15 protein-coding genes are annotated in these 12,409 nt (G+C 61.1%); 2 read left to right on the top strand and 13 right to left on the bottom strand.

Annotation, left to right across the window (positions count from 1 at the left end):
- Positions 1-20: 20 nt before the first annotated feature.
- The 13 genes from OH491_RS01540 to OH491_RS01480 form a co-directional block, all read right to left on the bottom strand.
- A complete protein-coding gene (locus OH491_RS01540) occupies positions 21-956 on the bottom strand; it encodes a type II secretion system protein (RefSeq protein ID WP_084442005.1) in 936 nt (311 codons plus the stop codon).
- A gap of 3 nt (positions 957-959) precedes the next feature.
- Positions 960-2,162 (bottom strand): type II secretion system F family protein, encoded by a 1,203-nt coding sequence (locus OH491_RS01535; RefSeq protein ID WP_068769644.1) that lies wholly within the window; start codon positions 2,160-2,162, stop codon positions 960-962.
- A gap of 1 nt (position 2,163) precedes the next feature.
- Positions 2,164-2,910, bottom strand: a complete 747-nt coding sequence (locus OH491_RS01530; RefSeq protein WP_145928675.1) for a general secretion pathway protein GspB — start codon at positions 2,908-2,910, stop codon at positions 2,164-2,166.
- Complete coding sequence (locus OH491_RS01525; RefSeq protein WP_084442006.1) at positions 2,907-3,884, bottom strand: TrbI/VirB10 family protein; 978 nt, start codon at positions 3,882-3,884, stop codon at positions 2,907-2,909. The genes OH491_RS01530 and OH491_RS01525 overlap by 4 nt, the downstream gene beginning before the upstream one ends.
- Positions 3,881-4,660, bottom strand: a complete 780-nt coding sequence (locus tag OH491_RS01520; RefSeq protein ID WP_068769647.1) for a hypothetical protein — start codon at positions 4,658-4,660, stop codon at positions 3,881-3,883. The genes OH491_RS01525 and OH491_RS01520 overlap by 4 nt, the downstream gene beginning before the upstream one ends.
- A 14-nt stretch (positions 4,661-4,674) precedes the next feature.
- Positions 4,675-5,247 (bottom strand): hypothetical protein, encoded by a 573-nt coding sequence (locus OH491_RS01515; RefSeq protein ID WP_068769648.1) that lies wholly within the window; start codon positions 5,245-5,247, stop codon positions 4,675-4,677.
- 92 nt (positions 5,248-5,339) lie between these two features.
- Positions 5,340-6,374, bottom strand: a complete 1,035-nt coding sequence (locus tag OH491_RS01510) for a hypothetical protein (RefSeq protein WP_068769649.1) — start codon at positions 6,372-6,374, stop codon at positions 5,340-5,342.
- Complete coding sequence (locus tag OH491_RS01505; protein WP_068769650.1) at positions 6,374-6,631, bottom strand: hypothetical protein; 258 nt, start codon at positions 6,629-6,631, stop codon at positions 6,374-6,376. The genes OH491_RS01510 and OH491_RS01505 overlap by 1 nt, the downstream gene beginning before the upstream one ends.
- Entirely contained in the window at positions 6,628-7,446 is an 819-nt protein-coding gene (locus tag OH491_RS01500) for a hypothetical protein (protein ID WP_068769651.1), read from the bottom strand. Before OH491_RS01500 ends, OH491_RS01505 begins: the two co-directional genes overlap by 4 nt.
- Entirely contained in the window at positions 7,443-7,706 is a 264-nt protein-coding gene (locus tag OH491_RS01495; RefSeq protein ID WP_145928676.1) for a hypothetical protein, read from the bottom strand. The genes OH491_RS01500 and OH491_RS01495 overlap by 4 nt, the downstream gene beginning before the upstream one ends.
- Complete coding sequence (locus tag OH491_RS01490) at positions 7,672-10,179, bottom strand: hypothetical protein (protein WP_068769652.1); 2,508 nt, start codon at positions 10,177-10,179, stop codon at positions 7,672-7,674. Before OH491_RS01490 ends, OH491_RS01495 begins: the two co-directional genes overlap by 35 nt.
- A 125-nt stretch (positions 10,180-10,304) precedes the next feature.
- Positions 10,305-10,628 carry a hypothetical protein gene (locus OH491_RS01485; RefSeq protein ID WP_068769653.1) on the bottom strand — a complete coding sequence of 108 codons (324 nt, stop codon included), beginning with the start codon at positions 10,626-10,628 and terminating at the stop codon, positions 10,305-10,307.
- Positions 10,629-10,630: 2 nt separating this feature from the next.
- Positions 10,631-10,867, bottom strand: a complete 237-nt coding sequence (locus tag OH491_RS01480) for a hypothetical protein (protein ID WP_334319695.1) — start codon at positions 10,865-10,867, stop codon at positions 10,631-10,633.
- Positions 10,868-10,996: 129 nt separating this feature from the next.
- On the opposite strand from OH491_RS01480, the gene OH491_RS01475 reads away from it, so the two are divergent.
- Positions 10,997-11,467, top strand: coding sequence for a hypothetical protein (locus tag OH491_RS01475; protein WP_068769655.1), 471 nt, complete (start codon positions 10,997-10,999; stop codon positions 11,465-11,467).
- Entirely contained in the window at positions 11,454-12,359 is a 906-nt protein-coding gene (locus OH491_RS01470; protein ID WP_084442009.1) for an AAA family ATPase, read from the top strand. Before OH491_RS01475 ends, OH491_RS01470 begins: the two co-directional genes overlap by 14 nt.
- Positions 12,360-12,409 lie beyond the last annotated feature (50 nt).

The raw sequence follows: 12,409 nt of genomic DNA, 5'->3' as shown, positions 1-12,409 counted from the left end.
GGGAAAAGAAGGAATGCATACTATTGGACGGTTACAGTGGCGTTTTCGCGAAGATGGAAGCGCAGCGCCTCAACGCCGGGCCAGGCGGAGCCGCGATGGATAATGACGAGCCGGCCACCGAGGATTTCCGGCGTGACGCTCGCCCCGCTGTTGGCCGCCGCCGTAAAGGCAGCGGGCGTATTATTGAAGGACACAAACACCTGTTCGGTCGGATGGTTGTTGTTCACCGTCAGCCGGAACTTGGGCAGAACAATCCGGCGAACACAGAGTTTGCTGACTTGGGTCAAACCGCCGCTGCCTTGAATCCAGGCCGAGACCTGAGCACCCGTGAGTCGGCTGGTCCAATAACCGGGAAGACCGGCGGAGCGATTTTCCCAGTCATGGTTCCAAATGGCATCGAACCAAGCGCCGCCAGCTTCATAGGCCGGCAACGCCAGTTGTTCGCTCCGCCCGGCTAGACTCAGGAGCAGGAAGCGCTGGCGATCCGGTTCATCCGGCCCGGCGAAGAGCAGACGCGGATTCCCGTTTCGATTAAAGGCAAGGCGGGCCAGTTCGGGCTGGACGGAGGGAGTCGGAGCGGCGCCGATTACCGGAACAAGTCCGCGCAACCGGCCTGCCTTGGCGAACCACGAGTTCGAAGCCGTCGTGGTATAGGGAGCCGTGGTTGAGCTGGAAAAGGCCGTGGCGGTGTCGCTCTCTCCGATTGTGCCTGGAAGGGCGGCGATGTTCAGCAGAGACAGATCGGTCGCATCGAAGGACTGCGTAATCGTGGCGGCCAGTTCCGCCAAGGAACGCGCCTCTGCCTCCCGCTGGCTGCGTTCCACCATGTCCCGGGTCGAAGGCAGCAACACGGATGCCAGCACGCCGATCACAAACAGGACGAGCACGATTTCGAGGAGCGAAAAACCGCGCTTCGCCAAACAGGCACACCGATGCAGATGGGAATTACACGTCATCGGTCAATGGGGGTTGACACTCCCGAGGAGCGAAACGAGGGGCAGGAAGAACGATAAAGCGATGGCGCCGACCACTGCCGCCAACAGGGCCATCACAACCGGTTCGAGCAGCGCGAGTGCGGTCGTCAGCCGTTCACGCGCGCGGGTGCTCGCGTAATCTTCGATGTGCCGAAGCGCCGCCCCAAGTTGGCCGGTGGTTTCTCCGGCTTTCAGCGCCGGGATCATGAAAGGCGGGAACGCATGCCCCTTGGGCAAGGCGGCATAGAGAGGCCGTCCCGCCGCGACGGCGTCGCGTGCCGCCAGCAGTTGGCTTGCGAGCACGGCGTGACCGGTCAGCTCCGCGCCAGAAGTGAGGGCATCCAGAAGCGGGACGCCTGCTTCATGCAGCAGTCGGCCATGCGCGGCAAACCGTGCTGTCGCCAGATGACGAATGACATCGCCCCATAAGGGGATTTTTAACAACAACGCATCCCGTCGCCGGCGCAGCGCAGGAGAGTGCGCCGCCACCACAAACGCAAAGCCCAATGCAATGGCGATTGTCAGCAAGGCCAGCGTGTGCACGTGCATCAGCTCACTGGTGCGGATGAGCATAATGGTGATCAGAGGAAGCGTCAGATGGAGTGACGTGAAGATTTCCGCGAACCGAGGCACCACGCTGCCCAAGAGGAAGATGACAAGCCCCGCCGTCGCGGTCAGAACAATCGCGGGATAGATGAGTGCGCGCCGCGCGGTACGACGGAGGCTGTCAATGCTGGTCAGATGCGCGGCGAGCGCGCGCAAAGATTCTGGCAGTTGCGCGGAAACCTCGCCCGCCGCGATGACCGCCCGCAAGTGCGACGGAAACAACCTCGGAAAAGCCCGACAAGCCTGGTGGATCGGCTGACCTTGAGATACCTCCCGACAGAGGTGGCTCAATACGGTGCGAATCGCTCCCGGAGGAGCATCTCCAGCCAATTGGGCAAGGGCGAGATCGGCGGTAACACCGGCCCGCAACTGCAATTCGAGCTGATGCAGCAGCGGCACGAAGTCACGCACGGGGATCGTCAGTCGCGTGAGTTTTCGACTGGCCTTCATCTCCCGCGCGGAAACCAGCCAAAGTGATTTCGCTCGTAAGGCGTCCTTGAGCTGATGTCGATCCCGTGCTTCGAAATGCTCGGAACGGCGGCATCCCTGCGAATCGATAAAAATGGCGGCGTAGGTAGGCATGTCAGAGGGCAAGGCGGATTCGCGTGGACTTTCCGGTTACGGGAATGCGGATGCGGTGCGCCTCGTAACGGAACAGGGTTGAATCCGGTTCGATCCGGATAAGCGTGAGTCCTTCAATCGATTCGCCTGGCACCACCGTGCGTCCGTTGACGAGCACACACGGGGTGGCTCCGCTCACGATTCCGTCAATATGAAGTGTGATCTCCCGCAACGCATCCGTAGCGACGCTACGCACCGCGAATGGATTAATCTCCTCATCGGACGCAAGAGCGACCGCCACGAGATCGATCACGCCATCTGCATTCGGCATAATTGCGGGTTCGAGTTCGACAACCGGATTACCGGGTGCCGAGGACGGTGCATCCGATTCCAAAGCGGGCGGCGGTTCTACATCCTGAGCCAAAATCACCGGCTCCTTGAAATGGGCTTCCGTAACCACCGTGGCGGATGTAGCCGACTGTGCCCCGTTTTTTTCAGAGAGTGGAACCAGCGGAGATGATTGCGGTGCCGGGCGAAGATTCCATCGTGCGGCGTTTTCGACGCGTTGAATTTTATGAGCCTCGTGACGGATCAGATCGTTTTCCGGATCGACGTAGGCGCCGAGCGTATAGTGGCTGATCGTGGCTGGAATACGCGCGTCGGAGACAGGCGCAGGATCGGCCAGCGGCAAGGGAGCAGGCGGGTTCTCCGCAGGCTTGGTTTGGCATCCCGCCAGTGCCAGAACAGACAAGGCAACGAAAATTCTCATGGTTGTGATGGCATGGAGCCGGTTGCAGGCGCGGTCGCCGGGCGGTCGAACGCGTCGAGGGTTTGGGTGACATAGAGATAAAACGGTTTCCCTGCCGGGACCCGGACATAGAAACCATCGTGGGCCACGGCATCGCGAAGCTGCTGCGCGTATTCGCGGAGAATCGCGCTCGTGCCCGCGAGGGTGGCATTGCGGGCGGTCGCCGTCGGCACTGCGGTTTCGCCGAGCAGGCCCGCCGTACTGCGCGTGTCCTGAAGTGCTGAAGTGGCAACGGAGAGAAAGGTCGCCGCGAAAAGTTTGATTTCCCGCCAGTCGTCAGTGCGCAGGATTTCGCCCCGCAATCCGGCGGAGCCATCGTGCGATCCCCACTGACCGTCCGCCGCGATTTCACGATCGAGCGCGATGCCATCGACGCGAAGTTCGCGTCCGTTCTCGCGACCCGGTGAGCGCCAGACAATCATCCAGCGGCCCTGAACGGCCAACCGCTCGCGGGCGCGGTCGAGCGAAGCACGCCCATGCACCTCGGCTCCGGCTGGGATGATGAGATAACCATTGTGCCAGACATCCTCGGTAACCAGACCGATGACCGGCGTCTCCAAGCGATTCGATTCCAGCGTGACCACCGTTTCGCACGGAATCAAGCGACCGAAAGGCGCGCCCCTGATCGACGCTTCTTCCGACTCCGTCGAACGTGCGGTAAGTGAAAGTGGCAATGCAGGCGGTATTGAGGGAACAGCGGGAGGTGTTGTTGACGTCGCCGGGATTGACGGAGGTGGAGACGGCGGCTCGAAGCGGGCACCGCCCCGTTCAAACACCTTGGGTAATGAGGCAGGGGCGACTGCCTTTGCCGGAGACATGGACGCGCCGCGATGGGCACGCTGCCAAGCGACGATTCCCATGGTGATCGCGGCCAGTACCCCGACGGCGACGAGTTGTCCGGTTGGACTGCTGAAGAATTGGCTGTCGAGTTTCATGGCAAGGGCGACACGACGACCGAGAAAGTGTTTTTTATGGAGATATCTCCCCGCGACCCATCGGGGTTGCCGACGATGGCAATCATCACGATTTCGGCATGTTCGGCGGGTACTTCTCCGCGGGCATCGGTCAGCGCCACGGGATAGCAGGCTTGGCCAATCCGCACCTCGAGTTGTGCGGGAGCGTAGCGGAACGCATGTTTTCCACGATTTTCGAACCGGACGCGCAATATCAACGCGTCCTCGTCGTCGAACCGAAATACTTCTTCGATGATTGTCGTAATGTCGCCCGCCAGTGTTGTCGTTTCTGGAGTCGTGCGCTCGATCCGTTGCACCAGAGCCGGATATTGTTCGGAGAGAGCGGCGAACTCTTTCGCCTGATCGATCAGAGCGAACAATTGGTGCGGCATGGGGCGCGCGGCATCCCGGCGCTCGGTTTTCGCCGGATGCTCGTAAAACGTGACGGTGCGGTCTGGCTCCGCTTCAGTGGTAAACGAGAAAGCAAAAACGCGGTCCCGGAAGATGACGTTGGCCGCGCCAACGGCGTCCGCCTGCAACGCCCGCACGGAGAAGAAGCGTGTTCCCGGTTGGTGCGAAATAAGAATAGGCGGTGCATCTTCCGCCCGTTGCGACACGCCAGCACCGTCGAGTGCCGTGACCGGACCGGGGAAAATCACAGTCGTGGGCACTTCAGTGCCAACCCGAACGGCATATACGCTCCGGTCGTCGAGCGGATACCGTTTGACCGGTCCAGCCGCGATGCCGGACGCCAGCATCCCGGAGAAAAACGTCAGGAGGAAAGCTCGTAATACCATACGGCGAGAGGGAAGCGGCCATTGGCCGCAAGGTTGGGGTTGCGCGCGAAAGTGAATCGCGCAGTGAAGGCAGGCGCTTCGGTGAAAATCTGTTGTCCGACGCTGCCGGTGCGGAGCAGTTGCCCTTCCGCCTGGACGAGCACGACCTGCTCGCGTGTTTCCAGCACGGTGAGTTTCAGGACCTCTACCTTTTGGTGCAGTTTTTTGCGGGAAAACTCCTCCGCGCTCCTGGTCCAGTCGCTTTGTGCCTGTTGCAAGGCCTCCGGCAGGAAGAGTTTTTCGAGCAATTCCGGTTGATCAAATCCAGCGGGGTTGCGTTGCAGCAAGGCGAGGCAAGCTAGCAGCGCGTGCTGCTCATGCAGCTTGGCCGATTCCTCGAATGCCAGCAACGGGCTGATATGGAACGTGCCGCTGCCATCGAGCACGACGACACGTTCCCGGGTGCGGTAGGCCCGCACGAGCAGATACGGTTGCACGATGCTCAACACCACTGCGGCTGCCGCAACCAAGAACCAGAGCCGCGCGGCCATCGCGGGATTGACGAACATATCCAGCGGATGCCAAGCCCGGGGGACTGCCTTTTTGGGGTTGAGTCTTCCGGGAGGGGTCGAGGTTTCACGAAGGGTTATGCTCATATGCGTCAGATCGTGGTGTGAGGGGCGGGCAGTTGGGCCGCGACCAAGACGGCATGGGCGCGAGCATCACCTGTGGAGTTCGCTGGCGGCGGTGGGGGAGTTACCGGCGCGGGTGGCGGAGGCGGCGGCATCGTCGGGCCGCCTCTTGGTCCGGAATCGGAGCCGGCTTTGGCAACGATCGCAGGCAGCGCAGCGCCGCCAGTCTTCACCGATTTGATCATCCACGCGATTTGCTGGATGGCATAGAGCTGCTGGAGACTGGAAGTTCCGCCCGTAGAAAGCGGCGAGCCCGAACAGATCAATGCTTGCATCAGAAAAGGTGTCCCGAGCGTACCGAGAATCAGCCACAAGGCGGCGAGCAGCGCGCCCAGAAAACTGGCAAACGATGCCGCATGAATTTCTCCCGGACCGATGCCGTAAGCGGCTGCCAGATTTTGCTGATAAGCCGTGAGCAGATGGTAGGCGACCAGTTCGGTGACTGCGAAACCCACCGGCCATGCCAGCACGGCGATGGTCTGCTGCACATATCGAACCGCGAGCGACGTGAGCGAGGGCACCAGCATGAGCCCGAGCGCGATCGGCAGGAACAAATAGCACAGGAGTTTGAGCAGGTACTGCAGCAGAAGAAAAGGCAGTTGCAGAAGACTCGCGATCAGCACGATGAGCTTGGCAGCGGCCCAGAGGCTCGCGCGGTAGAGTGATTCACCGATGCGGCGCAGGCTGAACTCATCGGGATTTTCCGCCACGCTGTCCCGCAGCAGCGTGGCCGTCTGCATGGGATGCTCGGTGTAGCGTTCGTTCACCACATCCGCAAGATTCAGAAAAATGCGTTCCGTGAACCCGAACCAGTGCGGCAGGGTCGCGATGATGCCAACCACGAGCACGGCCCGCACCAGTGGACGCACCAGACTTTCCATGTCGGCTCGCGCCCGGTGCACCTGTATCACGAGACCGATGACCGCGACGAAGAACACCACGAACCGCAAGGTGTCGGTGAGACCAAGAATGGCGCCGCGCACGCCTGGAACAAAGTGCTCCATCAGTTGCGACCCTCCTCCGGCTTTTGGCGCCGTTCTTCCTGCCGGAGCTTCTCCATGGCTTGTTCAACCTCTTGGCGCGTGTAATCGGTGCGCGTATCGAGCGAGATGCTTTTCTGCCACTCGTTCATTGGGCGATATCCGCCGCTGTCTGCAACCGGGACAGTCGTGCGTGCGCGCTGGTAGTACCGGTGCACGAGGTAGCCACAAAGGCTGAGGCCAGCCGCAAGGAAGAGGAGACCGAAGAACATTCTTTTCATGGGCGCGTATAGCCGTCCGGCGTGAGGCGCACGGAGCGCTGCCACGCATTCACCGCGCTGAGCGTCTGCCGCTCCTCCGCGATTTGCTTCTCGATCATATCCTGTCGCTCTTTGGCGGCCTGATTTTCGTTCTCGATCTGTTGGGCCTGTAGTTTCTCGCTCTCGTCCCGACGCCGCGCGGCGATCACGGCGAGTTGACCGTTGAGCGCGGCAACCTTGACGTTCAGCTTGTCAACCTCCGCTTGGGTCGGAGCCTGTTGCAGGGCGGTCAGCGACTGCGCCAGATCGGCTTGCAGGGCGAGACGGCGCGATTCTGTTTCGTCGTGCACCCGGCTCAGGTTCTCCGCCTGCTGATCGACGGCCGCGTAGCGCCGGTAGGTCTCCGTCTGGCGCGTGAAACGCTGATTCAGCGTCGTGAGATCGTCGAGTTCACCGTAAATGCCCTCGGCGGTGCGACGCAAAGAGGCGGTCGCATCCGCCAGGCGGCGGACGGCTCGCAACGTCTCGCCATAGGTGCGGGCGAGTTCTTCGGGAGCGAGTTTGTCCATGACCATTTGCGAACCAGCCAGCGTGGGATCGCCCAGCACTTCGCGAATCCGCCGCTGCTCGGCGAGTTGATCTTCCAACTGGCGGATTTGCCGATTGAGTTTTTCCAACTGGCTCGCCCACTGCCGGAGCGTTTCGACATGATTGGCGGCCTGGGCCGATTGAATCGCCGTGTTGATGACGGTATTGATCGGATCATTGACGATCCATTGGGCAAACGCCGCTGGCGCGCCGATAAAAAGGAGGATTAAAAATCGATATGGAGTCATGGGATGCGACGAATGGGGAGATAGTCCGTGGAGGGGTTGACGATAACGCCGTCCACGGTTCGCTCGGGACGGACGATGGGCAGAAGTTCGAATTCCGAAGAAACCGGAGCGGGCTTCTGCGCGGCCTGGATCGCCCAGTAACGAGCCTTGGCGGCTTGCGCTGTCGGGCTCTCGGGGGCAGAGGGCTTCGGCGCGGAAGCGCACCCGACGAGAAGGAGGATTACACTAAGCAACGAGAGCAGCAGTCGAGGTGATGGCATGGGCGGGCTCCGTGTTTTGGGCGGGAGGTTCAATGTGGCGCAGCGTGCCGCATTGCGGCGGCTGCGAGGTGGGGGCGAAATAGCACAACGCGGAATGGCGCTGCGCGGCGGGAAGCTGCTCGGGCAGCGGGTAATGTTGGATGACGTCGATGGCGCTTTCCGGCAGCGCGAGATCTGCGGCCAGGTCCGACAGGTCCCCCCGGTCGGATTGGCGCATGAGAAAAAATTGCTTGGCGTTGCCGATCACCGCCGGTCGTATGCGCGAGGTTTTGAAGCGCGCGTATTGCTGCACGATGCTCACGGCCCAACAATTGAACTTGCGGAGCTGGGCGTAACTTTCCGCGACGATCGTTTCTCCGCCTGGAACGTCGAGAAAACGGGCCACTTCCTCGAAGATGATCCGTTTCCTTTGGACACGCGGCAGCGCCAGGATGTGTTGCCGTGCAAAACCGGAAATGAGGAGTCCCGTGGCGGCCTTGAGTTCCACGGCCTGCTCGGGCACGTAGCCAAGCTCGAAATGCGCGACCGGGCGGCGCAAGGAAACATTCGTCACGCCATCGAAGAGCTGGCCGTAGGCGCCATCGGCGCTCCAGGCGCGAAGCAATGTTGCCAGCCGGTCGATTTCCTCCTTGGGGTGCTCAGGGAAACGCGCAAAGGCGAGCAAATCCACCAGAGCACCGTGGGTGGGATGATCCTCCGGTGCGAAAAGCGCGCAGGCGGTCTGCCCGACCAGCCGTTCCGTCGTCGGATCTTGGGCAAACTGCGTGAGGTCCGCCTCGCTCAAGTCGGCGACGAATTGCTGCGCCTCCTCATCACCGGCGGCCCGTCGATCCCGCAGTTCGACAAACGCATCCAGCGGAGTCGTGCCGGCGGGCAGGCGCAGACGCCAGCGATGCGCCGCGCAGGCCAGCCGGCTGGCCTCCATCGCCCGCTCCGGATGGCGTCGCGCCCATTCGGTGAAGGCATCGCGGTAGAGCTGGTGCAGGTATTGGGTGAGCTGGGCTGATCGCAAGGCGAGACGCTCATCGCTTCCCGGAACTCCGATCATCCGTGACAGCAGGGCCACGGCGCTCGCGAGGTGAAGCTGCGTCAAGGGAAGTCCCTGCGTGTCGAGGTAGTTGATCGTCAATGCAGCGTCGGGATGGACGATGATCGGGGTTTCCCCGAGCGTTTCGGTGAAGGGACGATAGGAAAGCCCTTCCTCGATGATAACCGTGTAGGCAAACAATGCTGCCGTCTGCATGAGCAGGTCGTGCATGACCGCCGACTTGCCGGCGCCGGTCATGCCGAGAAGCACGGCATGTTGCGGCGAACCGCCCACCGCAGTGGCGAGGCCCACGAGGTTTTGATGGCTGCCGTCGTAAATCGCCTCTGCGATGGCGAGCGCGCCGGTAAAAGTGGCGGAAAAGGGCAGCAAGTCGGCGAGGTAGTTGTCCTCGGCGTAGTGGTTGCGATGGCGATAGGAGGAATGAGTCCAGCCCGGCCAGGAGGCGAAAAAGAGCTTCTTGGCCGTCGTCGGAATGGCGCACTCGAAATACTGCGCGCCATCCATCGCATGAATAGCCGCCTGCATAGCCGTGATCTTCTCGCGCAGAGCCTCGCGGGTCGGAGCCCACAGTCGGATGATATAACCCACCTCGAATGGGCGGACGAAACCGCTGGCGAGGTTCTCGACTTTCCGCTCCTTCTTACGCAGCGCCACGGCGAGCGAGTGCCGTTTTTGGTCGGCGTACTCGCCAGCCAGCCGTTCGATGGCCTTTTCCTCCCGTCGGATTTCTCCGCGCGCGATCTCTGGAGTAATATTGACTGTGATACGATAATCGAGGAACGGCAGACCGGTCAGATGAGTAATGATACCCGGCCGCGTCCGCTGGGGCCAGCGGTCGAGGGTGAGGATGGCATGATACTGACCGTCGAGGACGAAGCCGCCTTCGGGCTGGCCGACACCTTCGCTGAACCAGCATTGTTCCTGGATCGAGAGCCCGGAATCGAAGTGGATGGGAAGTTCGTTGTGTTCAGTTGCGGAAGGATTGAGAAAGTCACGCAGGTAGCGGCAGTGTTCCTCGTCTCCCATTGCCGTCACCGGAGTTTCACCCTGAAAGAGGGTGCGCAGGGTGTGGGCAAAATCCTCGAACTGCGCCTGTAATTCACCGATCACGGCGGCATAATGCGCCCGAAGTCCGCCGGGGGTTTGCACGTTGCCGGCATACCGCGAAATCTCGACGGAAAGAAAAAGTGCGAGGCGTTCCCGTCGCAACGTCCGGGCCTGCATGCGCTCCCAATAGCGGATAAAACGTTCATTGCGCACCCGGCGGACACCGGGATGGGGCACCTTCTGGGTGGCATCGTGATAGGCCAGCAGTTCGGACCGGTAGTCGGCGTCACAGGACCATTGCAGTTGCAGGCGGCGACCGGGTGTGGCCAACGCCAGAACGGCACGCACCTGATCCTGAAAGGCATTGAGGCGGGCCACGCTGGCTCCTCTTTGGTCGGGCGGTTCGATCCAAAAACCCTTCGAGGCAATCGCGCCACGCTCGGGAAACCCATAAAGAATCAGTCCATCACAGAAGACTCCGTTGGGGGCTTTGTCATGTGGCTTCATTCCACTACCCTCCGCTGTTCGCCAGCAATCCGCGTGAAATTACCGCCGCTCAAAAGCTGCTCCAGCAGGTCTCGATCATAGCCGGCCGGCTTGCCTTGTTTCAGCAACAGGATCCAGCCCAGGACACCGACCAACGGCACGGCGACGATGAAGCCGGCCAGGATAAACCCGATCTTGAGCACCAAGGTGAAAATCGCGAACAACGCCAGGGCGCCAAGCACGACGAGCAGGACCGGCAGATACAGGTTGCCATCCAGTCCAAAGACGCGTCCAGCCGAGTCATCGGCTGCATTTGTCTCGGTGTAGCGCAGATCGGCCATGGTCAGAAACGAGGGGTAATCACGGCATCCTGGAGACCGAAGATGCTGAACAGAGCGGCCATGATCGTGGCTGCCGCCGCGATGATGATGCCGGCCACGATGCCGGCCTTGCCGTCGGGATCGCCTTTGCTGATGGCGTTGGCCCCCGACCAGATTTTAATCACTCCCCAGAAAAAACCGAACATGAAGAGAACGGCGAGGGCCAAGCCGAAGCCGTCTTTGAGCTGCTGGATCTGCACGAAAAGCGGCGAAGGAAGCACAAGCGCCGAGACCGTGGCAGAAGATGAGGGAAACAGTATCATTAACCCATAAACCCATAATAAAATTGCCGCTTGTCAACGCTTATTTTATGGGTTTATGGGTTAAATATGAGTTCCGACACCTCGATCCCGGTCAAAGTCAGCTTCTCGTTCTACCCTTCCGACGTGGAAGCGCTGAACGCCCAGACGCTCGGGTTGCGACGCCTGGGTGCGTCCGTCCGTCGTGGCACGGTCATTCGGGCCTTGATTGAGCTCACCTCCGAAACCGAGATGTTCGCGGCCGCCGTCTTGCTCCATCGCGACTATGCGGCCAAGACCGGTCCGCGCGAAACCGACAATATCGCAGACATTCCCACAGTGGATCTGCCTCCCCGTTTGATCGAGAAGCTCGATCGGGTGATCACGGACCTTGCGGACAAAAACATCATTGCCAATCGCGCCTACGTCGTCCGCGCGATTCTGCGTGCCGCACCCAAACCGGCGTCGTGGGCTCCAGCGGTAAAGAAATTTTTGAGGGATTTTCCGCGGCGCCCACGCACCAAGTCGGCGGTCAAACCGAAACGGCATGGCAAATCGTGAACAGCTCCTCCGGCTCCAAGGAATTGAGGGGCATCTCCGCGCGCATTTGCGTGGACAGGATCACGTGTTGCCGAGATTGGCTGCGGTGTTCGTTCGTGGCGAACTTGGCCTGACGCGGACAGATCGGCCGCGGGGTATTTTTCTCGCCGTTGGCCCGACGGGGACCGGTAAAACGGAGTCGGTTTTACTGGTGGGCCACTATCTCTTCGGAGAGAATTCGGTGCGGAGGTTCGACCTTTCCGAGTATCAGCGCCCGGATGCGATCGAACGCCTGCTGGGAGCCGATGGCTCGGAAGGCGGCGCGATTGGCCGGGCGGCGCACGGAGCAGAGCGCCGCATCTGGCTCTTCGACGAGTTGGAAAAGGCCCACCCCAAGGTTTTCGATCTGTTCATTCAGATGCTGGAACCCGGGCACCTCACGCTGGCCACCGGACAAGTGGTTTCGTTCCGCAATGACTACATCGCCTTCACCTCGAATCTCGGCGCGGCGGAAGCGATGCGCATGGTCCGATCGAGCCTCACCAGCATTGAACAGGCCGTGCTGCGGCGCGTGGCCGAATCCCTGCGTCCCGAAATCCTTGCCCGGATTCCGGACAAGTTCGTTTTCGGACGATTGACGCCCGACGTGCAGCGGGAAATCGCCGCATTGCACCTCGCGGCCGAAGTCAACCGCCTGCGGTCCGTCGGATTCGACCTGGAGGTCTCCCGGGAGGCGTTGGAATTTCTGATGCGCGAGGGATTTCATCCCCACCTAGGCGCGCGCCCCCTGCGGCAGACGATTGAGCGCAACCTGCAGGACGCGGTGGCCGAGGCGCTATTTTCTTATGGGATTGGAAGTGGAAAAATCTCAGTGAATCAGCAAGGGCGTCGATTATGCCTAATCCCGTCCTGAGTTGCCTTTTCCGAGTTGAAGCCAAACATTTCGAGCTGCGTTGGAAGCCC

The organism is Termitidicoccus mucosus, assembly GCF_038725785.1.
GTDB classification, from domain to species: Bacteria; Verrucomicrobiota; Verrucomicrobiia; order Opitutales; family Opitutaceae; genus Termitidicoccus; species Termitidicoccus mucosus.
This window is presented reverse-complemented; position numbering and strand designations above follow the sequence as displayed.

What these genes read in the sequence shown, in the direction of transcription:
- OH491_RS01540 (WP_084442005.1), bottom strand. Translation starts at nt 956, where the DNA reads ATGACGTGTAATTCCCATCTGCATCGGTGTGCCTGTTTGGCGAAGCGC.
- OH491_RS01535 (WP_068769644.1), bottom strand. Translation starts at nt 2,162, where the DNA reads ATGCCTACCTACGCCGCCATTTTTATCGATTCGCAGGGATGCCGCCGT.
- OH491_RS01530 (WP_145928675.1), bottom strand. Translation starts at nt 2,910, where the DNA reads ATGAGAATTTTCGTTGCCTTGTCTGTTCTGGCACTGGCGGGATGCCAA.
- OH491_RS01525 (WP_084442006.1), bottom strand. Translation starts at nt 3,884, where the DNA reads ATGAAACTCGACAGCCAATTCTTCAGCAGTCCAACCGGACAACTCGTC.
- OH491_RS01520 (WP_068769647.1), bottom strand. Translation starts at nt 4,660, where the DNA reads ATGCTGGCGTCCGGCATCGCGGCTGGACCGGTCAAACGGTATCCGCTC.
- OH491_RS01515 (WP_068769648.1), bottom strand. Translation starts at nt 5,247, where the DNA reads ATGTTCGTCAATCCCGCGATGGCCGCGCGGCTCTGGTTCTTGGTTGCG.
- OH491_RS01510 (WP_068769649.1), bottom strand. Translation starts at nt 6,374, where the DNA reads ATGGAGCACTTTGTTCCAGGCGTGCGCGGCGCCATTCTTGGTCTCACC.
- OH491_RS01505 (WP_068769650.1), bottom strand. Translation starts at nt 6,631, where the DNA reads ATGAAAAGAATGTTCTTCGGTCTCCTCTTCCTTGCGGCTGGCCTCAGC.
- OH491_RS01500 (WP_068769651.1), bottom strand. Translation starts at nt 7,446, where the DNA reads ATGACTCCATATCGATTTTTAATCCTCCTTTTTATCGGCGCGCCAGCG.
- OH491_RS01495 (WP_145928676.1), bottom strand. Translation starts at nt 7,706, where the DNA reads ATGCCATCACCTCGACTGCTGCTCTCGTTGCTTAGTGTAATCCTCCTT.
- OH491_RS01485 (WP_068769653.1), bottom strand. Translation starts at nt 10,628, where the DNA reads ATGGCCGATCTGCGCTACACCGAGACAAATGCAGCCGATGACTCGGCT.
- OH491_RS01475 (WP_068769655.1), top strand. Translation starts at nt 10,997, where the DNA reads ATGAGTTCCGACACCTCGATCCCGGTCAAAGTCAGCTTCTCGTTCTAC.
- OH491_RS01470 (WP_084442009.1), top strand. Translation starts at nt 11,454, where the DNA reads ATGGCAAATCGTGAACAGCTCCTCCGGCTCCAAGGAATTGAGGGGCAT.